General features: G+C 69.5%; 20 protein-coding genes and 2 pseudogenes. 13 read left to right on the top strand and 9 right to left on the bottom strand.

Annotated elements, in window-relative coordinates:
* The first annotated feature begins 517 nt into the window (after positions 1–517).
* Together MYK68_RS02325 and MYK68_RS02320 are read left to right on the top strand one after the other, a co-directional pair.
* Positions 518–1,093, top strand: coding sequence for a TetR/AcrR family transcriptional regulator (locus MYK68_RS02325; protein WP_247866122.1), 576 nt, complete (start codon positions 518–520; stop codon positions 1,091–1,093).
* Positions 1,090–2,085, top strand: a complete 996-nt coding sequence (locus tag MYK68_RS02320; RefSeq protein WP_247866120.1) for an EamA family transporter — start codon at positions 1,090–1,092, stop codon at positions 2,083–2,085. The genes MYK68_RS02325 and MYK68_RS02320 overlap by 4 nt, the downstream gene beginning before the upstream one ends.
* Here MYK68_RS02320 and MYK68_RS02315 read toward each other — a convergent pair.
* Positions 2,024–2,752 (bottom strand): hypothetical protein, encoded by a 729-nt coding sequence (locus tag MYK68_RS02315; protein WP_247866119.1) that lies wholly within the window; start codon positions 2,750–2,752, stop codon positions 2,024–2,026. The two genes, MYK68_RS02320 and MYK68_RS02315, sit on opposite strands and share 62 nt — an antisense overlap.
* Before the next feature lie 112 nt (positions 2,753–2,864).
* Here MYK68_RS02315 and MYK68_RS02310 point away from each other — a divergent pair, with 112 nt between their 5' ends.
* From MYK68_RS02310 to MYK68_RS02300, 3 genes are all read left to right on the top strand, one after another.
* Positions 2,865–3,434, top strand: coding sequence for a peroxidase-related enzyme (locus MYK68_RS02310; protein WP_247866117.1), 570 nt, complete (start codon positions 2,865–2,867; stop codon positions 3,432–3,434).
* Between the two features lie 26 nt (positions 3,435–3,460).
* Positions 3,461–5,332 carry a putative nucleotidyltransferase substrate binding domain-containing protein gene (locus MYK68_RS02305; RefSeq protein ID WP_247866115.1) on the top strand — a complete coding sequence of 624 codons (1,872 nt, stop codon included), beginning with the start codon at positions 3,461–3,463 and terminating at the stop codon, positions 5,330–5,332.
* A 165-nt stretch (positions 5,333–5,497) separates the two neighbouring features.
* Positions 5,498–7,495, top strand: a complete 1,998-nt coding sequence (locus MYK68_RS02300) for an APC family permease (protein WP_247866113.1) — start codon at positions 5,498–5,500, stop codon at positions 7,493–7,495.
* 29 nt (positions 7,496–7,524) lie between these two features.
* Here MYK68_RS02300 and MYK68_RS02295 read toward each other — a convergent pair whose 3' ends face one another.
* The 5 genes and pseudogenes from MYK68_RS02295 to MYK68_RS02275 form a co-directional block, all read right to left on the bottom strand.
* On the bottom strand, positions 7,525–8,223 hold the full coding sequence (locus MYK68_RS02295) for a GntR family transcriptional regulator (RefSeq protein WP_247866111.1): 699 nt from the start codon (positions 8,221–8,223) through the stop codon (positions 7,525–7,527).
* Positions 8,224–8,337: 114 nt separating this feature from the next.
* A pseudogene (locus tag MYK68_RS02290) lies at positions 8,338–9,357 on the bottom strand (IS1634 family transposase); the annotation flags it as partial.
* Positions 9,358–9,401: 44 nt separating this feature from the next.
* Positions 9,402–10,661, bottom strand: a complete 1,260-nt coding sequence (locus MYK68_RS02285) for an IS256 family transposase (protein WP_247865287.1) — start codon at positions 10,659–10,661, stop codon at positions 9,402–9,404.
* A 126-nt stretch (positions 10,662–10,787) separates the two neighbouring features.
* Positions 10,788–11,294: pseudogene (locus MYK68_RS02280) on the bottom strand (IS1634 family transposase); the annotation flags it as partial.
* Positions 11,295–11,482: 188 nt separating this feature from the next.
* On the bottom strand, positions 11,483–12,301 hold the full coding sequence (locus tag MYK68_RS02275) for a metallophosphoesterase (RefSeq protein ID WP_247866105.1): 819 nt from the start codon (positions 12,299–12,301) through the stop codon (positions 11,483–11,485).
* Positions 12,302–12,388: 87 nt separating this feature from the next.
* Between MYK68_RS02275 and MYK68_RS02270 the strand changes: the two genes are divergently transcribed.
* A complete protein-coding gene (locus tag MYK68_RS02270) occupies positions 12,389–12,592 on the top strand; it encodes a hypothetical protein (RefSeq protein WP_502798295.1) in 204 nt (67 codons plus the stop codon).
* A 10-nt stretch (positions 12,593–12,602) separates the two neighbouring features.
* Here the strand turns inward: MYK68_RS02270 and MYK68_RS02265 are convergent, their stop codons facing one another.
* On the bottom strand, positions 12,603–14,051 hold the full coding sequence (locus tag MYK68_RS02265) for a purine-cytosine permease family protein (protein ID WP_247866103.1): 1,449 nt from the start codon (positions 14,049–14,051) through the stop codon (positions 12,603–12,605).
* Between the two features lie 177 nt (positions 14,052–14,228).
* Between MYK68_RS02265 and MYK68_RS02260 the strand changes: the two genes are divergently transcribed.
* The 3 genes from MYK68_RS02260 (at position 14,229) to MYK68_RS02250 (ending at position 16,455) form a co-directional block, all read left to right on the top strand.
* Complete coding sequence (locus tag MYK68_RS02260) at positions 14,229–14,663, top strand: hypothetical protein (RefSeq protein WP_247866101.1); 435 nt, start codon at positions 14,229–14,231, stop codon at positions 14,661–14,663.
* Between the two features lie 40 nt (positions 14,664–14,703).
* Entirely contained in the window at positions 14,704–15,567 is an 864-nt protein-coding gene (locus MYK68_RS02255; protein WP_247866099.1) for an alpha/beta fold hydrolase, read from the top strand.
* Between the two features lie 222 nt (positions 15,568–15,789).
* The gene (locus MYK68_RS02250) at positions 15,790–16,455 is read left to right on the top strand and encodes an NAD(P)H-binding protein (protein ID WP_247866097.1); all 666 of its coding nucleotides are present in this window, start codon (positions 15,790–15,792) and stop codon (positions 16,453–16,455) included.
* 683 nt (positions 16,456–17,138) lie between these two features.
* Here the strand turns inward: MYK68_RS02250 and MYK68_RS02245 are convergent.
* The gene (locus MYK68_RS02245; RefSeq protein WP_247866095.1) at positions 17,139–17,477 is read right to left on the bottom strand and encodes an SHOCT domain-containing protein; all 339 of its coding nucleotides are present in this window, start codon (positions 17,475–17,477) and stop codon (positions 17,139–17,141) included.
* 50 nt (positions 17,478–17,527) lie between these two features.
* Positions 17,528–17,953, bottom strand: a complete 426-nt coding sequence (locus MYK68_RS02240; protein WP_247866093.1) for a DUF6325 family protein — start codon at positions 17,951–17,953, stop codon at positions 17,528–17,530.
* Between the two features lie 172 nt (positions 17,954–18,125).
* On the opposite strand from MYK68_RS02240, the gene MYK68_RS02235 reads away from it, so the two are divergent.
* The 4 genes from MYK68_RS02235 to glgX are packed head-to-tail and all read left to right on the top strand — an operon-like array spanning position 18,126 to position 26,297.
* On the top strand, positions 18,126–20,564 hold the full coding sequence (locus MYK68_RS02235) for a glycogen/starch/alpha-glucan phosphorylase (protein WP_247866091.1): 2,439 nt from the start codon (positions 18,126–18,128) through the stop codon (positions 20,562–20,564).
* On the top strand, positions 20,540–22,759 hold the full coding sequence (glgB, locus tag MYK68_RS02230) for a 1,4-alpha-glucan branching protein GlgB (RefSeq protein ID WP_247866089.1): 2,220 nt from the start codon (positions 20,540–20,542) through the stop codon (positions 22,757–22,759). The genes MYK68_RS02235 and glgB overlap by 25 nt, the downstream gene beginning before the upstream one ends.
* Entirely contained in the window at positions 22,759–24,201 is a 1,443-nt protein-coding gene (gene glgA, locus MYK68_RS02225) for a glycogen synthase GlgA (protein WP_247866087.1), read from the top strand. The genes glgB and glgA overlap by 1 nt, the downstream gene beginning before the upstream one ends.
* Positions 24,198–26,297, top strand: a complete 2,100-nt coding sequence (glgX, locus tag MYK68_RS02220; RefSeq protein ID WP_247866086.1) for a glycogen debranching protein GlgX — start codon at positions 24,198–24,200, stop codon at positions 26,295–26,297. The genes glgA and glgX overlap by 4 nt, the downstream gene beginning before the upstream one ends.
* The last annotated feature ends 162 nt before the right edge of the window (positions 26,298–26,459 follow it).

The raw sequence follows: 26,459 nt of genomic DNA, 5'->3' as shown, positions 1-26,459 counted from the left end.
TCTGTTCCGCTTAAGTCTTGGAATGGTTGTGATCTGCGTCATGACTTCCGGGTGGCGCGGCGCGGCGCGGACCGCGGCCCCTCGGCGACATGCTGTCCCAACCGTGACGTATCCGCCCGCCTCGACGACGTCCCGGGACACATCCACCGAGGTCGCGAGATCGAGACGGGATTCGTACGTCACGGTCGGGTCAGCCGGCGCCCTTCCCCGATGTGCCGGATGCACCCCCGCTTCGGTGAGGCGAGGCCCGACAGGAATCGGCGTCAGCGTCGGGCGCGTCAGCGTTCGCGACACCTGCCACGGGCCCGCGACAGCCACTCGGGGAAGCGACAGCCGCGGGAGTCGCGTTCCCCACGGGTGTCGCGCCGCGGGGTCGGGTGTCGCGGATGCCGGGCGGAAGCGCGGAGGCCGGGCGGAAGCGGGGAGGCCGGGCGGCGCATCGCGCGCCCGTGCGTTGACAGCACGGAGCACACCTGCGATCGTCGACTAGACAGACCTACCTACCTAGTGAGCGATCGTGACCCCACCGGCCCGACTCCCCGCACGACGGCGACTTCTCGACGCCGCGGCGCGCGGCTTCTACGACGACGGCATCGCGAGCACCGGGATCGACACGATCATCGCGCGGGCGGGTGTCGCCAAGATGAGCCTCTACAACAACTTCTCGTCGAAGGCCGAGCTGGTCGCGGCCTACCTGGAGGAGCGCCACGAGGAATGGTCGCGCCTCTACGACGCTCGCCTCGCCGCCGCCCGGACCCCGCGCGAGCGCGTACTCGCCGTCTTCGACGCCTACCTCGATCACGCGTCGATGGCCTACGACCACGGATTCCGGGGCTGCGGCCTGCTCAACGCCGCCGCCGAACTGCCCGCGAGCAGCCCCGGCCGGGCCGCCGTCAGGGCCCACAAGGAGCACGTCGAACATCTCCTGAACCGCCACCTCGACGGCCTCGTCGGCGAGAGCCGCGCGGGCGAACTCGCCGCACACCTCTCCTTCCTTCTGGAGGGCTCAATGTCGCGGGCCGGCCTCGAGGGCGATCCACGGCTGCTGCACCGGGCCCGGGCAATCGCCGACTCCCTGCTCGACGCCCGGTGAACGGTTCTCGGGCCGCGGCGCTGGCGACCGTCGCCGCGGCGGTCCTCTGGGGCACCACCGGCACCGCCGCGGCGTTCGCCCCCACACTCGGCCCGATCCTGATCGGCGCGGTCGCGAGGGGCGGCGGCGGCATCTTGCAGGCCGTCGTGAACGCCGGCGCGCTGCGCCGGGAGCGCCGCGCCCTGCACGACCGGCTCTCCGTCACGGCCCTCGGCGCCCTGTGCGTCGTGATCTATCCGCTCGCCTTCTACACGTCGATGCACGTCGGCGGCGTGGCGCTGGGCACCGTGGTCTCGCTCGCCTCGGCCCCGCTGGCGTCGGCGGTGATCGAGCGCGTCGCCGACGCCCGGCCGATCAGCCGCCGATGGGCGGCCTCCTGCGCGCTCGGCGTCGCGGGCTGCGCTCTGCTCTGTGTGTCACGAAGCGCGGGCACCGGCGGGAACGTGGTCGCGGGCGTGCTCCCCGGTCTCGCGGCGGGCGCCGCGTACGCGGGCTATTCGTGGGCGATGCGCCGCCTGATGGCGCACGACATCTCGCGCGACGCGGCCGCCGGAGCCGTCCTCGGCGGGGGCGGCGTCGTGCTCGCGGCCGGCGCCGTCGCCGGCGGCGCGTCGCTCGCCGCGGCCCCGCCGTCGTCGTGGGCCGTCCTCGCCTACCTGGCCGTGGTCCCGATGTTCGGCGGGTACGTCCTGTTCAGCCGCGGCCTGGCCGGGATCGACGCGACGACGGCCACCACCCTCACGCTCCTCGAACCGGCGTGGCGACGGTGCTGGCGGTCGCGGTGCTCGGCGAGAACCTCACCGCGTCGGGGTGGACCGGGATGGCCCTGCTCCTGGTCGCGCAGGTGGTCCTGGTCAGCCCGCGCGGCCGTCCCCGGCCGACGCGGCACGACAGACCGACCCGTAACGACAGACCATTACGCCCCGCAACTCAGAACGACAGCAGCCTGCCGTATCCGATCGACCACTGATCGACGCGCAGCGCCACGGTGACCGCGTCCCGGTCGACCGCCAGATCCACGATCCGCACCGCGTCGCCCAGCGCGGTCGGAATCGGGATCGCCGGGACCGCGCGCAGCCGGCGGCGCAGGCCGCTCTCGCCCCAGCCGGCATGGGCCGGATGCAGCTCCACCCGCCCGTTCACCACCTGAAGATCGACGTCCAGCCAACCGTGCCGGGAACGATGACCGGTCGGCCGCAGCCGTGCCCGCTGCCCGCCGAGCGGCTCCACGTCGACCCGCCCGAGGTGCCGCCGCAGCAGCGCCTGCACCTGGTTCCAGTCGGCCTCGATGAGGACGTCGAGCGGCGCGGCGACCAGCGTGGGCGAGAACCCGGGGCGCGTGTGCACGTTGCGCGGCCGCACCTCGACGCGGCGGGCCCGCAGCCCGTCGAACTCGATGTCGTCGCTGGTGATCAGGACATCGTCGATCTGCCCGAACGCCGTGCTGACCGGGTCGAAGGACGCTTCCAGGTCGCTGACCACCACCGCGAGCGGGCTTCCGCCGAGCGTCGTCTCGATCCGCCGCCCGATCAGCGTCGCGCGCAACGCCCCGAACAGCGGCTCGATCGGCAGGCGGATGGCCGTGTCGTATCCGGGGAGATTCGATCCGAGTCCGGCGAGCCACCCCAATGGACTGGTGTACCAGGGTTGACTCGTCACCGCTCTCCGTCGTCCGTCCGTACCGCCGCTTTCACGCTACGCCCCCGGCCGCGCCGCCCCGCACGGCCCGAACGATTGACGCACCGCCCGCCCGGGGGCTAGACCGGTGAACATGACCGACGCACCGATCAGCCGCTTCCCCGTCCCCACGCTCGACGAGCTGCCCGACGACATCCGCACGCGCATCCTCGACGTCCAGGAGAAGTCCGGTTTCATCCCGAACGTCTTCCTGGCCCTCGCGCATCGCCCCGACGAGTTCCGCGCGTTCTTCGCCTACCACGACGCGATCATGGACAAGCCCGGCAACGTCACCAAGGCCGAGCGGGAGATGATCGTCGTCGCCACCTCGGCACCGAACCAGTGCCAGTACTGCGTGGTGGCGCACGGCGCGATCCTGCGGATCCGCGCCAAGAACCCGCTGCTGGCCGACCAGGTCGCCACCAACTACCGCAAGGCCGATCTCACCGACCGCCAGAAGGCGATGCTCGACTTCGCCCTCAAGGTCTCGCAGCAGGCCTACGCGGTGAACGACGACGACTTCGCGATCCTCGCCCGCCACGGACTCGACGAGGAGGACGCCTGGGACATCGCCGCGATCTCGTCGTTCTTCGGCCTCTCCAACCGGATGGCGAACGTGACCTCGATGCGGCCGAACACGGAGTTCTACGGCATGGGCCGCTGACCCCGGCGATCGGCTATACAGAGGGAGTGACCACCGCCCCCGACGACGCCGCCCTCGCCGCTGACCTGGCCACCTTCCCGCCGCTCGACGCGCTCAGCGCCGAACAGCTCGCGCGCGCCGTCGATGCGGCGAGTATCGAGACCTTCGCGGCCGGGGAGGTGGTGCTCGACGCCTTCGCGCAGACGACGTCGGACCTGCTGGCCGTCCTCGACGGCGAGGTCGCGATCTGGAACGACCCCGAGAAGCTGCTGCAGGGGCCCACCGAACGGGGCTCGCGCGGACGACTCTTCGGATTCTCCGCCTACCTCGCCGGGCAGCCGGTCGGCCCGCGGATCGTCGCGAACACGCCGACCACGCTGGCCCGGATCCCCGCGCCCCTCGTCGAACCCGCCTTCGCCTCCCCGGCCGGGGCACGCTTCCTCGCGCTCGACGGCACCCGGGCGTACCGGATCACCGCCAGCACCCCGATGTACCTGCGCGTGGACGACCTCATCGAGTCGCCGCCGCTGCTGGTCGACGCCGCGACGCCGGCGCACGAGGTGGCCCGCGCCATGACCGGCCGGAGCCTGTCGTGCGCGGTGATCAGCGCCGACGACGGCACCTACGGCCTGCTCACCGACACCCTGCTGCGGGCACGTCTGCTCGCCGAGGGCCGCTCACCCGACACCCCGGCGCACCTCCTGATGGTGCATCCGGCGCCCGCCGTACGGCCCGACGAGTCGGCCGCCGAGGCACTGCTGGCGATGCTCGACGGCGGGCACGACCACCTGATCGTCACCGATCCCGGCGGTATCCTCCGGGGCGTGGTCGGCACCAGCGATTTCGTCGTCTCGCCGACCACCGCGGGGGTCAGCCTGCACGAGCAGATCCGCCGGGCGCCGACCGCGCAGCAGCTGGTCGACCGCGCCCGGCAGGCACCGGAGATGCTCGCCGACCTCGCCGACCGCGGCATGGACGCCGAACGGGTGATCGCGGTCTACTCCACCGTGGTCGACGCCGTCGTGCGGCGCGCGATCGCGCTCGTCTTCGCCGGCCGCCCCGACCTGGACACCGACGCCTTCACCTGGCTGTCCCTGGGCAGCAACGGCCGCCGCGAGGCCGTCCCGAGTTCCGACATCGACGCGGCCGTCGCCTTCCGCAACGACATCGACGACGAAGCGGCCGACGTCTACCGCGAGGCCTTCACGGATGTGGAGAAGCTGCTGGTCCGGGCCGGGATCAGTGTCGACGGCCACGGCGCGGTGCCGCACCGCCCGCCGTTCTCGCGCACCAACGCGCAGTGGCGGGCCGCCGCGCGGCGGTGGCTGACCGCACCGGAGGAGGAGAAGGCCACCATCATGGCCTCGATCCTGGTCGACGGCCGGCCGATCTGGGGTGACCTCGCACTGCCCGAGGTCACCCGGGTCTTCGGCGGCTTCCGCCGCCATCCCCGGACCATGGAACTGCTGCTGGCCGAGTCCCTCTCGCATCGGGCGCGCGGCCGCTCCATCCGCGACGCGCTGGTCGGGAAGGGCGACACCTTCGACATCAAGAAGCGCACGCTGCTTCCGATCGTGAACATCGCCCGTTGGGCCGCGCTGGGCGTCGAATCGACCGAACTGCGGACCACCCGCCGGCTCGCCGCCGCGGCCGGTTCGGAGATCCTCCGCCAGCACGACGCCACCCGCCTCATCGAGATCTTCGAGAGCCTCGAGCGGATTCGGCTCCGCCACCAGCTCGGGCAGATCGTACGCGGCCAGACGCCGACCGATGTGATCGACCGGCGCACCCTCAGTCCGATCGAGCGCACCGTGATCGGCGAGTCGGTCCGGGAGATCACCGCGGTGCAGCGGCGCATGGACCGGGTGTCGTCATACCTGCCGGTCGAGTCGTGGGCGACGCGCACCGCGCAGCGCTGACCGGGCCGGTCGACATCGACACAACCGAGCGACTTCTACTTACTCCCGGGTTTGTCTGACAATCTTCACGATGTGTTCTACATTACAACCACGCATCGCCGGGGAGACCCCGATGCGCCGTGACGAGGTGAAGGGCGCCTCGTCCTTCCTGTGAAGGAGTGGGAGATGGCGATCGACGTCGAGGTCGATTACGAAGCGGCCGACAAACATCTCAAGCGCACCATCGGACTGTTCAGCCTGATCGGCCTCGCCGTCAGCATCCAGGTCGGCTCCGGCTGGCTGCTGGCGACGCTCGCCGCCGTGTCGCGCGCCGGGCCCGCGGCCATCGTGGCCTGGGTGCTCGGCGCGGTGTTCTTCGCCGTCATCGGCATCTCGTGGATGGAACTGGGCACCATGCTCCCGCGCTCCGGTGGCGGCGTCCGGTATCCCCGCATGACGCACGGCGGATTCCTGTCGTGGATCAACGGCTGGGGCTACCTGATCGCCGTGATCGCACTGCCGGTGATCGAGACGCAGGCCGTGCTGACCTACATCGGCGGTCACTGGAAGCATCTCGGCCTGATCAAACAGTCCGGCGACGGCCCGGTCATGCTGGCCTGGCCGACCGGCATCATCACCGGCTGGATCGTCCTGCTGATCTTCCTCGCGCTGAACATCTTCGGCGCCACGCTGCTCACCGAGTCGAACAAGGTGGTCACCATCTGGAAGCTGGTGATCCCGGCGCTCACAGTGATCCTGATGTTCACCGCGTTCGACAGCTCCAACTTCAGCGAGCACGGCGGCTTCGCCCCGATGGGCTGGGGCGCGGTGTTCGGCGCGGTCTCCGGCGGCGGCATCGTGTTCGCCTACGTCGGTATCCGCCAGATCGTCGACTTCGGCGGCGAGGTGATCAACCCGAAGAAGAACATCCCGCTGGCCATGCTGATCGGCGGCCTGCTGATCCCGCTGGTCCTGTACACGCTGCTGCAGACCGCGTTCATCGGGGCCATCGACTGGAGCAAGGCCGAGGTCGCCCGCGGCGACTGGGCCGGGCTGTTCACCTCACCGTGGGCCTCGGAGCCGCTGCTCGCAGCGGTGACCGCGGCCGGGTTCTCCTGGTTCGCCCTGGTTCTGCTGTCCGACGCGGTGCTGTCCCCGGCGGCCTGCGGCTGGGTCTGGGTCGGGCTGGGCGGCCGCACGCTGTACTCGATGTCGGTCAACAACGAGATGCCGCAGAACGTGCAGAAGATGAACCGGTTCGGCGTGCCGTGGCTGGCCCTGACCATCACCACCGCGGTGGGCTTCCTGATGTTCCTGCCGGTGCCGTCCTGGTACACGTTCGTCGGCATGGTCTCGACGGCCCTGGTGCTCAACTATCTGATCGCCGGGCCGTGCATGGCGGTCTTCGCCCGGTGCGCGCCCGAACTGCCGAGGCCGATCAAGGTCCCGGCGAGCACCTTCTGGGGTTGCGCGGGCTACGTCTGCTCGCTGCTGCTGTGCTTCTGGGCCGGCTGGATGACCATGGTGAACGTGATGACCGTGGTGATCATCGGGCTGCCGATCTACGCGTCGTACTCGTCGGTGAAGTCCGGCTTCACCCCCGCGCGCGGCGTCCGGCGCCCTGTCGCTGATCTTCACGGTCGTCTGGGTGGTCGTGGCCGTCCAGTCGGGCTGGCTGTTCGCCGCGAGCTACGACGTCAAGCACTGGAGCGCCGCGGTGTATCTGCCGGTGTTCCTGCTCCTCGTGGTGGCGTTCCTCGCCGCACTGTGGGCCATCAGCAACGCCGAGGGCCGCAAGCTCATCGGCGCCGGCCTCTGGGTGCTCGTCGCCCTGATCGGCGCGCTGTTCCTGTCGTACTTCGGCGACACCGGGCCGCAGCCGATCTTCCGCTACGGCACCGACATCGTGGTGGTGGTGATCCTCGGCGTCCTGACCTATCTCTGGGCGGTCCGTGTCGGACACCGCACGTGGGAGATGGATCAGGTGGTCCAGCGGACCCTGCTCGACGCCGAGCTGGAGGAGGCCGCGGACCGGGCGCACGCCGTGTCGTGAGTGCTTCTCCTCCGCCGTGTGCCGTCTCGGCCCGCGACGGAGGAGAAGTTTCTCCCTGCGCCCACGGGGCACGTCCGCCGTGCGGCACATCGGGCCCGGCCGGGTGGCGACCGTCACGACCGAGCCGGTGATCTGCGCCCGATGCGGGCTCCGGTCGGATTCAGGCGCCCGATTCGCGCTGCTCGATCAGCGCCACCAGTTGCTCGGCACTGTCGATGATGTGCACGACGAGCGCCGCATGCACCGTTTCGAGATCACCGGTCTCGAAGGCGTCCATCAACGCCCGATGCGCCCGCGGGGCACGCTCGGGGTCGTGCCGGGCCGCCTGGTCGCGCGCGAGACAGATGGTGATGTGCGCCTCGGTCGCCGGCCAGAGATTCATCAGGAAGGTGTTGCCCGCGGCCTCCCAGATGCGTCGGTGAAAGGCCACATGCGACTCGTGCTGGACCATCGGATCCCGATCGTCCGCGAGCGGCCGGTACTCCTCCCACGCCCGCCGGATGGCCGCCATCTTCGCGCCGGACTCATCCGCCAGCACCTCGGTCATCGCCTGCATGTCCAGGGCCACCCGGACATGCGCGACGTCCAGGATCTCCCGGGGGTCCAGTTCGGCGACGCGCAGACCGCGGTACGGCTGCTGCACCAGCAGCCCCTCCTGCGCGATCCAGTTCAGTGCCTCGCGCACCGTCGGACGACTCACCCGCAGCGCCTCGCTGAGCGAGGACTCCGTCAGCCGCTCCCCCGGCCGGATCGTGCCGAGAACGATGCCGCGTTTGATCTCGTTGATCACCGCATCGCGCCGGGTCGGGTTGGCCACCGGCTCCAGGCCCGCGACCCCGCGCGGCGTCGTCGAACTCATCGTTTCCCCCTCCCACCATGACTGGCAGATCGCCTTACAATCTACTCTTCGCGCCGAGTATGACGAGGCCCCTTCCTGGGGTCCGGGCCGGCCCCGGACCCGAGTCGTGCCACTTTAGTGCCCCGTTGAGGCGTGGAGTTTCGCGATGATTTCGGCGGCGGTTCCGTCGAGTGGTGTTTCGGCCATGACGTGTTGTCCGCGGATGTGGATCATGACGTCACGTACCGGGCGCAGTGTGGTGATGATGCGTTTGATGGAGTAGCCGGTGGTGTCGGTGAGGTGGCGGGTGACGGCGAGTGCGGCGAACACGATGGTCAGGTGCGCTTCGATGGATTCGCGCTGGTGGTGGAACATCGGCCGGGCCCGCAGGTCGCTTTTGGCCATCCGGAACGATTCCTCGACCCGGAACAGGTCGTGGTAGGCGGCAACGATGTGCTCGCCGGAGAGCGTGCCCGAGGAGATGCTGGTGACGTAGCCCTTCAGACCGAGGTACGAGCGGGCCTTGTCGACTGCGTCCCAGTTCACGCCGGGCTGGTTCCCGAGGGCCACGAATCGGTCCTTCTTCGGCCGGCGCCGCCCGTCGGCGATGTCCTGGGCTCGTTCGATCTGCTTGTTCAAGGTGATGTTGTCGCGGCGCTCGCGTTTGCGTGAGTAGTGCCAGACCACCCGCCGTGTGCGAGCGTGCGCGCCGGTCCCCATGGTCCGCTTGGTTTCGATGGTTTGGCCGTCGCGAAGGTAGGTGCCGCGGCGTTCGTAGTGTTCGGCCAGGTCACGTGGCGCCGAGCCGGTGCGGGACCCGACGATGAAATCGAAACCTGCCTCCTGCAGGGCGTTGAGATTAGCGGCCGACAGCATTCCGGCGTCAGCGACGACGACGACGTCAGCGCCGTGGTGGCGTTCGCGGAACCGGGTGAGCACGGGCAGCAGTGTGCTGGTCTCTGCCCGGTTGCCGGCGAAGGAGTGCACGTCGAGGGGAAACCCGGTCGGGTCGACGAGCATCCCGACGAGGATCTGGGGGTCGACCCGCCGTTCCTTGCTCATCCCGACATTCCGGAAGGTGTCTTCGTTCTCAGCTTCGAAGTACAGGGTCGTCACGTCGTACATCACGACAGACAGGGCCCCGCCCGCGGTCAAGCCCCAAGTAGTGGTGTAACTCGTTGTTGATCCTTCGGTGGTGGTCAGGCTGGTATTTGCATCAGGTCATCGGTGGTCACCTCCGTCGTCGAGTCGGTGTTTGTGTCGGTGGTCAGGGTCAGCCTGCAGCGGCTCAGGACTTCGAGGCCGAGGTATCGGCGGCCTTCGGCCCATTCGTCGGTCTGCTCGGCCAGGACGGCGCCGATGAGCCTGATGATCGCGTCTCGGTTGGGGAAGATCCCCACGACGTCGGTGCGGCGTCGTATCTCACGGTTGAGGCGTTCGGTGGGGTTGTTGGACCAGATCTGACGCCATACGTCGTCGGGGAACGCGGTGAAGGCCAGCAGGTCCTCGCGGGCATCGTCGAGGTGGTCGGCGACCTCGGGCAGCCTGTCTTCGGTGTACTCCAGGAGCCGGTCGAACTGCTCATGCACCGCGGTGGCGGTGGGCTGGTCGTAGACGCTGTGCAGCATGGCTTTCACGGCCGGCCACATGCTCTTGGGGCAGGTGGCCATGAGGTTGGCGGCGTAGTGGGTGCGGCAGCGCTGCCAGGCGGCGCCGGGCAGGTTCGCCGCGATCGCCTCGACCAGTCCGGCGTGGGCATCGGAGGTCACCAACCGGACTCCGTCCAGGCCGCGGGCCACCAGGTCGGCGAAGAAGGTGTTCCATGAGGCCTTGGTCTCACTGGTGGCCACCTGCATCCCGAGGACTTCGCGGTGGCCGTCGCCGTTGACGCCGGTGGCCAGCAGCACTGAAGCCTTGACGACCTGCTTGTTCTCGCGGACCTTGATCGTCAACGCATCGGCGGTGACGAAGGTGAACGGGCCGGCCTCGTCCAGGCGGCGGTGTCGGAAGGCGGCGACCTGCTCGTCCAGTTCGGTGGCCATGCGGGAGACCTGGGATTTGGACAGTGAGTCGATGCCCAGCGTCTTGACCAGTTTGTCCATCCGGCGGGTCGATACTCCGGCAAGGTAGCAGTCCGCCACGACGGTGATCAGGGCGGATTCGGCCCGCTTGCGGCGCTCGAGCAGCCACTCGGGGAAGTACGAACCCGAGCGCAGTTTCGGGACGGCGACATCGACGGTTCCGACGCGGGTATCCAGGGGCCGGTGGCGGTAGCCGTTTCGGTAGTTGGTGCGCTCAGCCGAGCGGGCGTTCCACTCGGCGCCGCAGACAGCGTCGGCATCGGCGGAAAGCAGGGCGTTGATGATGGTTTGCAGCAGCTCGCGCATCAGATCCGGTGACGCGTCGGCGAGGGCTTGGCCAAGCAGGCCTGCAGGGTCGACAATATGAGGTGCGGTCATCGTGATGACTCCGTTCGAGGATTCTTTAGACGGTTGACTCGAAGGATCACACGGTGGCCGCTCTACGTCCGTCCCGACACGAAGTCGGAGACGATCTCGGCCACCGAGTTACACCACCTTATGGGGCACTACTCCGCCCGCGGTGACATGCCCCAACGCCGCCGAAGCGAGCTGTGTCCGCCAGTCCTCGGTGACACTGCGTTTGAGGGTGCGCCAGATCGTGCGCAGCGATGGTGAAGGCACTCCGAGTTCGGCCAGCACTCGGATCGTGTCGGCCTTGCTCGTCGGTTCGACGATCCTGGCCAGCACCAACTGTTTGAACGCGTCAGTGCCGATCTTGTCGAACCCGAGATCGCGGTAGCCCTGTTCGAGGACTTCCCACAACACGCGGGATTGTGACCCGGCCACCTCGGGGACCGCCGAAACCTTCGCCGGCAACGACGCAGACAAGTCGAAAGCGAGTTGACCTGCATGAATCTTGGTATCGGCGACCTCGAGCAATACCGCGAGTTCTTCGGGTGTGTGCGCAAATCCGATGTGTTCGACGATCCGGCGCACACCACGTTCCTTCGACACGATCTGTACCGCTGTCGCACCCGACGCGGTCCGCACCTTCCGGACGAACAACCCCACACGATCGATCGTAGACACCCAGTTTAGTGCCCCAAACGGGCACTACCGGCGGCCAAAACCCCAGGTCGCGCCGACCCGACGAGCCAAGTCACCGAAATGTGGCACGAGTCAGGCCGGACGTCACCGTGGCGGCGCTCGTGACGTCGATCGAGAGCATCATGACCGGCCGAGAGTTCCCGGTCGATCGGTCAGGACGGTCCCGGGTCCAGATAGCCCTCGACCACGAATGACCGCCACGGCTTGACCGCTTCCCGGCCGTGCCCCGGGTCGACGCCGACGATCCGCTGGCCGGCGATCCACACCGTCGCATGTTTCCCGTAGAAGTCGGCGGACATGATTACCGCGCCGGGCGCGGGCACCGACGCGTCCGAGCCCTGCCAGTCGACCAGTCCGGAGTGTCCGTGGACCTGGCTGAACGGCATGGTGGCGTCGGCCCAGCCCGGGATCAGCTCGCGACTCGACTCCGCCCAGATCGGCCCGGCATACGGATTGGCGCGGCCGGTCAGCATCAGGCCCGGCGAGAAGAACGCCGCGTCGCCCGAACGGGCCAGCCGGTTCAGCCGGGCCGCCGCCTCGCCCGGCGTACCGGGCGCATCGAGGACGGCCGACCAGAACCCCGCGGTGACGCCCGCGTGCGTCACCAGGAACGACTCGTCGGCCGTGACGATCGCCGCGGCGCCGACCGGCTTCCCCTGCTTCCACCACTTCCGCAGGGTCTTGGCGGCCGCCTTCCCGATCTGTTCCGGCCAATGGAATTCCGGTGTCCGCAGATACAGCGCCTCGTGGTTGCCGATCAGCTGGATCCACCGTCCGGGATTATCGTCCAGGTAGATGCCGACCAGTTCCACCACGGCGTCCGACTCGGGCCCCCGGTGCACCAGGTCGCCCACCTGAACCACGGCCAGATCGTCGGGCAGCCGTCCCTCGCGCTCCACTCCGAGGATCCGCAGTTCGGCGCGCAGCTCGTCGAGATGTCCCCCGATATCCCCGATGACCGCGATCCGCATGATTGTTCGATGCTAGTTCACCCGGCCGTCGCTCTCGGGCGAATTCGGCGAGGTCACAACGGTTTAGTATCCCGGTAATCTCGGCCCATGCGATTCGGAATCTGCCTGAGCCTGAACGCCGCGCCCGGCAACCCGCTGGAGAGCATCGGCCGCTTCGACGACCTCGTCGGCCACGCCGCCGCCCTCGGATTCACCGACGTCGTCGTGCATTGGCCGCGGGAGAGCGAGCCGTACCTCGGCGATGTGACCGTCCTCGAGGCGCTCGCCGCCCGCGGCTTCCGCGCCCCGTAGGCGCGGCCGGTCACGCGACCTTGGCGGCCGCCGAGGTCTTGTCCTGCTTGAAGATCTTCTTCATGCCCATCGAGTAGACCACCGCGGACAGATAGAACCCGGCCAGCATGCCGAGCGCCGCGTACGACACACGGTGCGAATCAGCGCCGCCCAGCTTGCCGCCGTCGATGATCTGGATGCCGTAGATCAGGAGCGACGCGGCGATCGCGAACACCACCGAGATCACGCCCCACTTGTTGGTCTTGGTCTTCGCGTAGAGGTATGGCGTCGGGTCGTCGTCCTTGCGTCGCAGGAGATAGTCGACGAGCGAGACGTTGAGCCACGGTGCGATCCACACGCCGAGCACCATCACGAAGCCCTGGTAGTTGGCCGGTAGATCCTGCGTCGCCGCCCACCCGAGCAGGAATCCGACCACCGTCATGAGGAGCGGCGCCACCTGGTCGAGGACCGTCTGGCCCGCGTCGTCCTTGCCGCTGCGGAAGACGTGCCTGGACGACTTCAGGGTGATCGCGTTGTTGGTCCACGAACCGATCAGAATCACGATCAGCACCACCACGCCGAATCCGGACGGCAGGTAGCCGGTGAACTGCGCGGTGGGGTTGTCGTTCGCGAGCAGCGACGGGTCGCCCTCGATGACGATGCCGGCGGCCACGCCGATGGACATCACGAACATCGTCGCGCAGAACAGTCCCAGCGCCGAGCAGAGTCCCGCCGTGCGAGGCGAGGCGCTGCCCTTACTGCGGGCGGCGTAGTCCGTGGCATAGGGGTTCCAGCCGATCGTGTACGCCCACGCGAGGCAGGCGACCACGACCACCGCGACGATGCCGTTGAAGTTCCACGGGCTGCCCTTGTCGTAGGCGAGGTCGACCTTCGCGAACGTCATGATGCCCGCGACGACCAGGATCACCGCCAGCACCGGGAACAGGTACCGCTGGATCGCCCGGTACTTGACCTGGATCTGGGCCAGGGCCAGCTGGACCACGACGGCGATGCCGATGCCACCCACCAGCGGAATCGAGGTGAAGATCGCGTTGATCGCCAGCCCCGCCACCACCGAGTTGACGATGAACCAGCCGAACGAGCTGATCACCGCCATGATCGTGGTCAGGATCAGGTTGCCCATCCGTCCGAACGCGAGCCCACCGAGAGCCAGCTGCGGCACCTTCAGTCGCACCCCGCGCGCGGTCAGAAGGCCGTGGCTGACCGCGCCGAAGGCGACGCCGAAGAAGATTCCGATGAGCGCCTGCAACAGGCTCATGTGCAGGAACAGCACCACGACGATGCCCATGTAGATCGCGCCGAACTCGATGTGCGGCGTCATCAGCCAGGTGGCGAAGTACCACCAGCCCGATCGCCGCTCCGGAGCCTCCGGGATCGGCGCCTCGACCGGATCCCCGATGCTGTAGCCGACCACCCGCACTCCCGCCGGAATCTCGGCGGCCATCGTTGCCTGCGTCACGCGCCACTCCTCGCCTCTACGGCCGATCACGGACGACATCTCGCAACCCCGCGTCCGTGGGTTCGGTGTTGTCGCCTGATTATTTCCCTGTCACCGCGACTCCCGCCCCACTCCGGCGGAAGATTCGCCGGTATGGCACAGAATGCGCATCACCTGGCACGGGATACCGTTGTCGTCGTGACCGAATCCCGTTTGCTGACCGATGTCGCCCGGCGACTCGCCGCCTTCGGCGCACTCACCCGGATGGCCGGAACCGACTCGCTGGTCACCCTCGACGACGGCGGCCTCACCCTCGACGACGGCGAGCACTACGTCCGGATCGAACGCACCGACGGTGGCCCGCTGCGCTCTCCGGACGGACCCGTCCCGGCCGGCTGGCGCACCGACGAGACCACCGAGCGCCTCGCCGTCGACTGGATCGAGGACTACCTCGAGGACACCTACCAGGCCCTCGTCATCCGGCGCGACGACATCACCGACCTGATCGCCGACCCGTTCTCGCAACTCCACCTGGAACGACTCGCCCGCCGCTTCCCCGCCGCCGACCTCCCCGCGCTGCGGGAGTTCCTGGGCACAGTGGCCGCCTGGCTCGGCGCCCCGGCCGTCGGGTAGAACAGAGGAGATATTGTGCATAATCTTCTAAGGAGTCGCCGTGTCGGAGATCAGCCCGATTCCCTTCACCCTCGACGACGGCCACCCCGCGCTGGCCGGTGACCGCTGGATCGACGACGACGCCCCACGCCGCTCGACGCTGCTGCTCTTGCACGGCGGCGGCCAGACCCGGCACTCGTGGGATCGCTCCGCCCGCGCCCTCGCCGCCCGCGGCCACGACGTGTACACGCTCGACCTGCGCGGGCACGGCGACAGCGAGTGGGCCGCCGACGGCGACTACGACCTCGACGCCTTCGCCGGCGACCTGCTGAGGGTCCTCGGCACGCTGCCCACCGCCCCGATCCTGATCGGCGCCTCGCTGGGCGGCATCACCAGCCTCTGCGTCGCCGGCGAGCATCCCGACGCCGCCGCCGGACTGGTCTTGGTCGACGTGGTGGTCGATGTCGAGCCCGAGGGCATCCAGCGGATCCAGAACTTCATGAACACCCACCTGGACGGCTTCGCCACGCTCGACGAGGTGGCCGATGCCATCGCCGAATACACCCCGGAACGCAAACGATCCCGCAATCTCGACGGTCTGCGCAAGAACGTCCGGCAGCGCGCGGACGGCCGCTGGTATTGGCACTGGGATCCGGCGTTCATGCGTGATTCCGACGACGAACCGCGGGCGCACTCGGACCCCGAACGTCTCGGCGCGGCCGCGCGCAACGTGACCGTGCCGACGCTGGTGGTACGGGGCCGCCAGTCCGACGTCGTCTCGGAGGAGGGCGCCCGGGCCATGCTCGAGCGCATTCCGCACGCCGAACTCGTCGACGTCGGCGGCGCCGGCCACATGGTGGTGGGCGACGACAATCAGGTGTTCGCCACCGCCATCGACGACTTCCTGGAGAGCCGCGGTCTCTAGCGGTGTCACGGTGGACCCGAGGCCGACAGGCCGAAATCCGTCGCGTATTCGCTTGGCGATCCGCCAGGATCCGCGACGTCTGTCGGCCGGCGACACGATCCGCGACGGATCACGATCGCGAGGTCGTGCGGCGCGTGCTCCCGGCGTGATCACTCGCCACCGACGGACGGCGCCGGGACTCACGAGTCCAGGCGGAATCCAGCGATCGGTACGGTCGATGCCATGGCGAATATCGTGATCATCGGGGGCCACGGCAAAGTGGCCCTTCTCCTGGCCCCGATCCTGACCGCACGCGGCGACACCGTCACCTCGGTGATCCGCGACCCCGAGCACGCGATCGACGTCTCCCGCACCGGAGCCAATCCGCTGTTGCTCGACATCGAGACCGCCTCCGCGCCGGAACTCGCCGCGGTGCTGACCGCGGCCCGGGCCGACGCCGTGGTGTTCACGGCAGGCGCGGGCGGCGGCGACCCCGCGCGCACCTACGCGGTCGATCGAGACGCGGCCCTGCGGGTGATGGACGCGGCCTCGGCCGCGGGCGTCCGCCGCTTCGTGATGGTGTCGTACCTCGGGGCGGGACCCGACCACGGTGTGCCGCAAGACAACTCGTTCTACCCGTACGCCGAGGCGAAGGCCGCCGCCGACACCGCCCTGCGCGCCTCCGGACTCGACTGGACCATCCTGATGCCCGGCCGCCTCACCCTGGACGAGCCCACCGGCGCCATCGATCCCGCCGCGGTACGCGCCGACGACAATCCCGGTACATCGCGCGCCAACGTCGCGGCGGTCGCCGCCGCGGTACTCGCCGATCCGTCCACCGTCGGCCGGGACATCCCCTTCACCGACGGCTCCGTCCCCATCGACGACGCCCTCCGCGGAGCTCGCTGACGGGAGGTCGGGAACCTCGGAGTCCCTGCCCGTCGAGCCGCCCGGCCCCCGCCCGCGTCGAAACGGCCAGTCCGAAGGCGTTTCGACACGGTCTGCGCCTAGCGGCTTGACCGGCTCAACGGGCTGCTGGCATCCACCTCCGCCCGCTGCCGGCATCCCCACGCGCTGCTGGCATCCGACTTAACAGGCTGCTAGCAACCACCTCCACGCGCTGAAGGCAACCGCCTCCACCGGCTGTTGGCATCAGGCTCAACGGGCTGCTTGGCAACCGCCTCAACCGCCCGCTGCGCCAAACCGGCCCCCACCAGCCCGTTGAGCCGACCCGAGCCCGCAAGGGCGCCCTTCGACGCCGCGTCGTCGCATGCTCCGCCGCGCCAGCTCAGGACCCGGGTCGTGTCGAAACGACCCCGGCGAGAGAGGCGTTTCGACACGGTCTGCGCCTAGCGGCTTGACCGGCTCAACGGGCTGCTGGCATCCACCTCCGCCCGCTGCCGGCATCCCCACTCGCTGCTGGCAACCGGCTCAACAGGCTGCCGGCAACCGCCTCCGCCCGCTGCTGGCATCCCCACGCGCTGCTGACATCCACCTCAACGCGCTGAAGGCAACCGGCTCCACCGGCTGATCGCGAGCGCCTCAACCGCGCGTCGGAACGACACCGAGCCCGCAGTCCAGCGCGCCGCCCGCTAAGCGAGCAGCTTCGCCTTCGCGGCGGCGAACTCGTCGTCCGACAGCAGGCCCTTGGTGTGCAGATCGGCCAGCTTCATCAGCTCCGCGGTCAGGTCGGTGCCGCCGGCCGCGGGGGCGGGCGCCGGAGCCGCGGCGGCAGCCGCCGCCTGAGCCTGCTGCTGGGCGGCGTACGCCTCGGCGGCCTGTTGCTGCTGCCACGCGGCCTGCGCCTGCGCGTTCTGCGCCTGTTCGGCGCGGCGGTTCGCGGCGCGGTTGCCCATCGCGTTGGCGGTGCCGGTCACCACGGCCGTGCGGGCCGCGAGTCCGATGAGGCCGGGTCGTCCAGCTCGTCGCATGTCGTGTTCTCCTCGGTGATCAGTGGGTATAGGGGACGGCGTGGCCGGATTCAGTCGGCGAGTGCGGCGATCTCGTTCACCACGACCGACGGGATCCGTTCGGACGCGACCACCTCGCTGCCCTCGGCGGCCAGCCGGGCACCGAGTTCCCGGGCCCACACCAGTTCCAGGGCGACGATCGCGGCGGTGGCACCGGGTTCCAGCGTCTCGGCGAGCACCTCGATGTCCTCGTCGCCGGTCAGTCCGGGAACGGCCAGGTCGAGCGCCGTCGCGCCGAGCGCGTCGAACTCCACCTCGGTCACCTCGACGTCTCCGGCCACCGATTTGGTGACCACCACGAAGTCGAGCACCCGGACCACACCGGCCTCCACCTGGGCGACCAGCGCACCGATCACCTCGGGCGACGGCGCCGGCTGGGCGAGCGAGACCACCATCAGTTCGACGGGGCCGAGAGTGCCGGCGGCGGGATTCGACATGGGTCCTCCTCATCGGTCGATGGCCCCGAGTCTTCCGCACACCACCCCGGTACCGCGCGAACGACGCGCGAGAATCACCCGTAAGAGATGAGGCCGTCACTCACCCCACACGACCGGGCATCCGGCGATACGATCAATCCATCGTGATCGCCCCGCCTGCTGAGGGAGTTTGATGTCCGAGTCCTTGGAAGTGCGCGAGGTCGATCCGGATGATCTGACGCTGCCCGTACCGACGGTCGACGAGTTCCGCCGGTCGCTGCTGCATCATCTGCGATACGGGATGGGCACCGATACCGCGCACGCGTCGAAGTTCGCCTGGCGGATGGCGCTGAGCTTCGCCCTCCGGGATCGCGCGATGGAACCGTGGTTCACCGCGACCCGGCGGACGTGGGAGGAGCGCCGCAAGCGGGTCTACTACCTGTCGATGGAGTTCCTGATCGGCCGGCTGCTGGAGGACGTCGCGATCAACCTCGGTCTGCGCGACATCGCCGTCGAGGCGATGGAACAGCTCGGTCTCGACTTCTTCGACATCGCCGAGGACGAACCCGATGCGGCGCTGGGCAACGGCGGTCTCGGGCGCCTGGCCGCGTGCTACCTGGAGTCGATGGCGACTCTGGCGTGCCCCGCTTACGGCTACGGCCTGCAATACGAGCACGGCTTGTTCAAGCAGCGTTTCGCCGACGGCCGCCAGGTCGAGGAGCCCGAGGACTGGCTGGTCAGCGACAATCCGTGGTACTTCACCCGGCCGGAGGCCGCCTACCGGGTCGGCTTGCGCGGCGACGTGGTGGAGCAGGACGGGCGGCAGATCTGGACGCCGCGGCTGTCGGTGATCGCCGAGGCGCACGACACCCCCGTGGTCGGCTGGGGCGGGCGATGGGCCAACACCCTGCGGCTCTGGGCCGCCAAGCCCAGCGCCGATCTGTTCGACCTCGGCCGCTTCAACGCGGGCGACTACGCGGCCGCCGCCGAGCCCGAAGCCTGGGCCCGCACCCTCAGCCGCGTGCTGTACCCGGACGACACCACCGACCGGGGCAAGGAACTGCGGCTCTCCCAGGAGTACTTCCTCACCTCCGCGTCGGTGCAGGACATTCTGCGGCGCTACCTCGAAGACCACGACGATCTGTCCCGGCTGCCGGACTACGCCGCGATCCAGATGAACGACACCCATCCGGCGATCGCCGGCCCCGAGCTGATCCGGCTGCTGGTCGACGAGCACGGTTTCGACTTCGACCGCGCCGTCGACGTCTCCACGCAGGTCCTCGGCTACACCAACCACACGCTGCTCCCCGAGGCCCTCGAGCGCTGGTCCGTCGGGCTGATGCGCAAGGTGCTGCCGCGTCATCTGCAGATCATCGAACGACTCGATTCGCGGGATGCCCAGCTGCACGGTCCCCGCCCGGACGGGGTCGGCCTGATCGGCGACGGCGACGTCAGGATGGGTGAGCTGGCGTTCGTCACGAGCCACCGGGTCAACGGCGTCTCGGCGCTGCACACCGAGCTCGTCCGGGAGAACCTGTTCCCGGCTCTCGACGAGCTGCACGGCGGCCGCATCGTCAACGTCACCAACGGGATCACCCCGCGCCGCTGGCTCAAGCTGGCCAATCCGCCGCTCGCCCAGCTCATCACCGAATCCGTCGGCGCGGGCTGGGAGACCGATCTGGACCGGCTGCGCGAGCTGGATCCGCGCGCCGACGACCCGGAGTTCCGCGAGCGCTACGGCGTCACCAAGCGGCTGGCCAAGGTGCGTCTGGCGAACTGGCTCGCCGAGCATCACGACATCCAGATTCCGGTCGACGCCCTCTACGACGTGCAGATCAAACGGCTGCACGAGTACAAACGGCAACTGCTCAACATTCTCTGGACCATCGCGCACTGGCAGCGGATCAAGGCCGACCCGGATGCCGGCTGGGTGCCGCGGGTCAAGATATTCGGTGGGAAGGCCGCCCCCAGCTACGCCATGGCCAAGGACATCATCGCGCTCATCAACGACGTCGGCGCCGTGGTGAACGACGATCCGCAGACCCGCGACCTGCTGCGCGTGGTGTACCCGGCGAACTACAACGTGTCGATGGCCGAGAAGCTGATCCCCGCGGCCGATCTGTCCGAGCAGATCTCCACCGCCGGAATGGAGGCCTCCGGTACCGGCAACATGAAGTTCGCGCTCAACGGCGCGCTGACCATCGGCACGCTCGACGGCGCGAACGTCGAGATCCGTGAACAGGTCGGCCCCGACAACTTCTTCCTGTTCGGCCTGACCGCCGACGAGGTCGCGGCGCGGCGGAGCGAGCCCGATCACGCGCGGACCGCCATCGAGGCCAGCCAGCCGCTGCGCGACGTCTTGCAGACCATCGCCGAGGGCACCTTCAGCCCGGGTGACACGCACCGCTACGGCGGCATCCTCGACATGCTCTGGAACAGCGACTACTTCCTGGTCGCCTCCGACTTCGACGCGTACGACGCGGCCCAGACCGAGGTCGACGCCGCCTATCGGGACTACCCGAGGTGGCAGACGATGGCCGTCCACAACATCGCTCGCATGGGCTTCTTCAGCTCGGACCGGGCGATCCGGGAGTACATGAGCGAGATATGGACCATCACTCCCGCCCTGTAGTCCCCCTCGGGGAGGACACGCTCGCGCAGATCCTCGGCGACGCCGAGGCGCACCTGCTGGTGCAGGGCCGCCATCGCGATCCGTTTGCGGTCCTCGGGCCCACCGACGACGGCCGGTACGTCGTCGTGCACGTTCCGGGTGCGCGCCGCGTGTGGATCGTCAACGACACCGATGAGGCCGAGGCGACCCGGCACCCGGCCGCCGACGGCGTCTTCGTCGGCCCGTTCCTGCCGTTCTACCGGCTGCGGGTCGAGCGGGCGGACGGCACCCTCGTGGAGCGGGAAGACCCGTACCGGTTCTCGCCGGTGCTCGGCGCGATCGACGAGCACCTGATCGGCGAGGGCAATCACCGCAGGCTGTGGCGGGTACTCGGCGCTCACCCGACGGTCCACGACGAGGTCGCCGGAGTGCACTTCGCGGTGTGGGCACCCGAGGCCGAGCAGGTCGCGGTGGTCGGCGACTTCAACGACTGGAATCCCACCGCCCACCCGATGCGCCGGCGCGGTGCGACCGGGGTGTGGGAACTGTTCGTGCCCGGGATCGGTGAGGGCGAGGTGTACAAGTACCACCTCATCGGGCCGGGTGGCCGGGCGATGCCGATGAAGGCCGATCCGGTCGGCTTCGGCGCCGAGCTTCCGCCGCGCACCGGTTCGGTCGTCCGGCGCCTCGGCACGCACCACTGGCACGACCGCGCGTGGCTGTCGGACCGCAGCCGCCGCAACGCGGTCGACGCGCCGATCAGCATCTACGAGGTGCATCTCGGTTCGTGGCGGCGCGACGACGAGGGCGACCCGCCGTCGTACCCGGAACTGGCCACCGAGCTGATCGACTACGTCGCCGAGCTGGGCTTCACGCACATCGAGGTGCTGCCGATCTCCGAGCATCCGTTCGACGGATCGTGGGGCTATCAGCCGATCGGGCTCTTCGCGCCCACCATCCGGTACGGCACCGGCGCCGAGTTCGCGGCCCTGGTCGACGCCGCGCACGCCCGCGGGATCGGGGTGCTGGCCGACTGGGTGCCCGGGCACTTCCCCACCGATCAGCACGGCCTGGGCCGGCTGGACGGCACCGCCCTGTACGAGCACGCCAATCCCCAGGAGGGGTTCCATCCCGACTGGAACACGCTGATCTTCAACTACGGCCGGCCGGAGGTGGCGAACTACCTCATCGCGAACGCGCTGTACTGGCTCGACGAATATCACCTCGACGGACTGCGCGTGGACGCCGTCGCCTCGATGCTCTACCGCGACTACTCGCGCGGGCCCGGCGAGTGGGTGCCCAACAAGGACGGCGGCCGGGAGAACTACGAGGCGATCGCCTTCCTGCGGAAGGCCAACGCCGCCGCCTACGCCGAGCATCCGGGCGTCATGATGGTCGCCGAGGAGTCCACCACCTTCCCGCGGGTCACCGGGCGCGTCGACGACGGCGGCCTGGGTTTCGGCTTCAAATGGAACCTGGGCTGGATGAACGATTCGCTGACCTATTTCGGCAAGGACCCCGTCCACCGCCGCTACCACCACGACAACCTCACCTTCGGCATCACGTACGCGTTCACCGAGAACTTCGTCCTGCCGATCAGCCACGACGAGGTGGTCCACGGCAAGGGCTCGATGTACGGCCGCATGCCGGGCAGCCACGCCGACAAGCTCGGCAACCTCAAGGCGTTCTACGGCTACATGTGGGGGTATCCGGGCAAGAAGCTGCTGTTCATGGGTCAGGAGTTCGGTCAGCCCGCCGAATGGAATCACGACGCCCAGCTGGACTGGGCGGTGCTCGCCGACCCCGGGCACGCCGGGGTACGCGACGTGGTGCGCGACCTCAACCGTCTCTACCGCGAGCAACCGGCCCTGCACCGGTACGACTCCGACCCCCGCGGGTTCCAGTGGCTGCTGGTGGATGCGGTCGACGAGCAGGTCTTCGCGTGGTTGCGGCGGGGCGCCGACGGCGACCCGCATGTCGTGGTCGTGCTCAACCTCACGCCGGTGCAGCGGACCGGTTTCCGGCTCGGATTCCCAGTGCCCGGCCGGTGGATCGAGGCGCTCAACACCGATTCGGCCCTGTACGCCGGGGGCGACCGCGGCAACACCGGCGCGATCGAGACGGAACCCGTTCCGGCCCAGCGGGAGGCGCAGTCGGCACTGCTGACGCTACCGCCACTGTCGGCCCTGTACTTCGTCGAGGAGAGGACGGTGTGATGACCCCGCGCAGTCTCCTCGCGGTCGCCTCCGAGTGCGTCCCGCTGGTCAAGACCGGTGGGCTGGCCGACGTCGTCGGCTCACTGCCGAGTGCGCTGGCACCCCTGGGCTGGCGCACCCGCACCCTGCTGCCCGCGTACCGCGGACTGCTCGAGCAGTTCGACGACCTCACCCCGGTGTGGGAGCACGGCGAGTTGTTCGGCGGATACGGCGCGGTGCTGGCCGGTCGACTCGCCGGCCTCGACCTCCTGATGCTCGACGCCCCGCACCTGTTCGACCGCGCCGGCGGACCCTACGGCATCGACGGCCACGACCACCCCGACAATCACCTGCGATTCGCGGCGCTGTCGTGGGTGGGTGCACGGATGGCGATCGACGGCACCGCGGAGGGCTGGCGGCCCGATGTGGTGCACGCGCATGACTGGCAGGCCGGTCTCGTCCCGTCGTACCTCCGGTACGCCGGGTGCCACGTGCCCTCGGTGATGACCATCCACAACATCGCCTTCCAGGGGGTCTTCGGCGCCGATCAGCTCGACGCGGTGCGGCTGCCGACATGGGATTTCCATCCGGAGGCGCTGGAGTATCACGGTCTGGTGAGCGCGCTGAAGGCCGGCATGGTGCACGCGCAGAAGGTGACCACCGTCAGCGCCACCTACGCCGAGCAGCTGACCACGCCCGAGTTCGGCTTCGGGCTGTGCGGGGTGGCCGCCGCCCGCGCCCGGCGCGGGGACATGCTCGGCATCGTCAACGGTATCGACGTCGACGTGTGGGATCCGGCCCACGACCCGCACATCGTCGGCTACTCGGCCGACGACCTCGCGGGGAAGGCGGCGAACCGGACCGCGCTGGCCGAGGCCTTCGGCATCGCCGAGCCGTCCGGTCCGCTGGCCGTCGTCGTCACCCGGTTGACCCACCAGAAGGGGATCGACCTGCTGATCGACGCGGTGCCCGACTTCGTCGAGGCGGGCGGCGCCGTCGTGGTGCTCGGATCGGGTGACCCGGCGTACGAGTTCGGCCTGGTCCAGCTGGCCGACCGGTACCCGCACGCGGTCGGGGTACGGATCGGGTACGACGAACCGCTGAGCCACCGGATGTTCGGCGGCGGCGACCTGGTCGTGGTGCCGTCCCGGTTCGAGCCGTGCGGGCTGACCCAGCTCTACGGTCTGCGGTACGGCGCGGTGCCGCTCGTCGCCGAGACCGGCGGTCTCCGGGACACGGTGACCGACGCGTCGGTGGAGAACCGGAGTGCCGGGACCGCCACCGGATTCACCTTCGGCGACGTCAGCTCCGTCGGTGTGGCCGATGCCTTCGCCCGGGCGATCGCGCTGTACGACGACCCGGCGGCCTTCGGGCGAATCCGCGCGCAAGGGATGGCGACCCCCGTCGACTGGGCGTCGTCGGCCCGGCAGTACGCGCAGCTGTTCGACAGCCTGCTCGCGTGACGCGGCCGTCGCCGAGGGTGTCCGCGGGCCGGCCGTGGCCGCTGGGGGTGACCGTCGACGGCGACGGCGTCAACGTCGCGGTGTCGTCCGAGACCGCCGAGCGCATCGACTTCTGTCTGTTCGCCGCGGACGGGACCGAGGACGCCGTCCCGCTGCCGTTCCGGGACGGGAACATCCATCACGCGCACGTGCGCGGGGTCGGCGCCGGGGCGCGGTACGGTCTGCGCGCGCACGGCCCGCAGCGCCCCGCCGACGGTCTGCGGTTCAATCCGGCCAAACTCCTGATCGACCCGTATGCGCGCGCTCTGGACGGCCCGATCCACTGGCATCCGCTGATGTCCGGGTTCTCCGGCGACGACGATCTGTCCATCGACTCCCGCGACAGCGCACCGGCGGTGCCCAAGGGCGTGGTCGTGGGGCACACCGACGGCGAACCGGGGCCCAATCCGGCGGCCAACCGGCCCGGGCACGCCGCCGCCGATCTGGTGATCTACGAAGCGCACGTCAAGGGCATCAGTGCCGCCCACCCGGAGGTGCCGCCGGAGGTGCGCGGCACCTACGAGGGCATGGCACATCCGGCCGTGCTCGATCATCTGACCGCGCTGGGCGTGAACGCCGTCGAGCTGCTGCCGGTGCAGGCCTTCTTCGACGACCGCCGGCTGGTCGAGATGGGTCTGACGAACTACTGGGGCTACCAGCCGATCGGCTGGTTCGCCCCGGAGCCGCGGTACGCGCGCGCCGACGCCGTCGCCGAGTTCCGCGGGCTGGTCCACGCCCTGCACGAGCGCGGCATCGCCGTGATCTGCGACGTCGTCTACAACCATTCCGGGGAGGGCGACGAATTCGGTCCGACGATCTCGCTGCGCGGACTGGACAACCGCTTCTATTACCGGCTGCACGACGGCGGCCGGCACTACAACGACGACACCGGAACCGGTAACACCCTCGCCGTCGACCGGCTCCCGATGCTGCGACTGGTGCTCGATAGTCTGCGCTACTGGGTCACCGAGTTCGGCGTCGACGGCTTCCGCTTCGACCTCGGCACGACGCTCGGCCGCGGCCGCTCCGGTTTCCGTCGCGACGGCCGCTTCTTCACGGCCCTGCGCCAGGATCCGGTGCTCGCGGGCGTCATCCTGATCGCCGAACCGTGGGACATCGGTCCGGGCGGCTATCAGCTGGGGCACTTCCCGCCACCGCTGCACGAGTGGAACGACGAGTTCCGCGACGGCGTCCGGCGGATCTGGCGCGGCGAGGAGACGCTGGGTGAGGCCGGTGTCGGGGCGTTGCTGCTGGGCTGCGCGCATCGCTTCGACCATGCGGGCCGGCCGGCGTCGACGTCGGTCAACTTCCTGACCGCGCACGACGGTTTCACCCTCGCCGATCTGGTGTCGTACGCGGTCAAGCACAACGAGGCCAACCTCGAGGACGGCCGGGACGGCCACAACGACAACCACTCGGACAATCTCGGCGTGGAGGGCCCGACCGACGATCCGGCGATCACGCGGGCCCGCGCCCGGCGCATGCGCGGGATGCTGGCCACCCTGCTGGTGTCGCAGGGCATCCCGATGCTGCTGGCCGGGGACGAGATCGGCAACGGCCAGGGCGGCAACAACAACGCCTACGCCCAGGACAATCCGATCGGCTGGCTCGACTGGTCCGCGCCCGACACCGAGTTGTTCGAGGTGGTGCGCCGGCTCATCGCGCTGCGCCGGGAACTGCCGGTGCTGCGTCAGCGCACGTTCCTGCACGGTCGCGAGCGGGCCGACGGACAGCGCGACGCCGTCTGGTCGCTGCCGGACGGGCGTGAGCCTGCGCCGGACGACTGGCACAGTGTCGACCGGTACTCGATCGCCCTGACCCTGCGCGGCGCGGCGGGCGATCCGGTCGGCGAACTACTCCCCGATGCGGTGTGCGTGATCGTCAACGTCGGCCCGGACATCGACTTCGCGCTACCCCGCTCGAATGGTCCCGGCTGGCGCTCCGAACTCGACACCGCCCGCCCGGACGGCCCCGCCGCCGTCGGCGCGCACTACCCGGTGGCCGAACAGTCCGTCGTCGTGCTCCGCTCCGCCGACGGACCGCCCACCGCCGACTGACCCGGCCGCCGCCCACCGCCGACTGAATCACCGGCGGACCGCCCAACGCCGGCCGACCCACCAGCAGACCACCCACCGCCCAGCTGAGCCACCGGCCGACCGCCCACACCCACAGACCACCCACCGGCCGACCGCCCACACCCGCAGACCACCCACCGCCGG

Source organism: Gordonia sp. PP30 (assembly GCF_023100845.1).
GTDB lineage: Bacteria > Actinomycetota > Actinomycetes > Mycobacteriales > Mycobacteriaceae > Gordonia.
The sequence above is the reverse complement of the archived record's forward strand: the minus strand, read 5'-3'. Positions and strand labels throughout refer to the sequence as shown.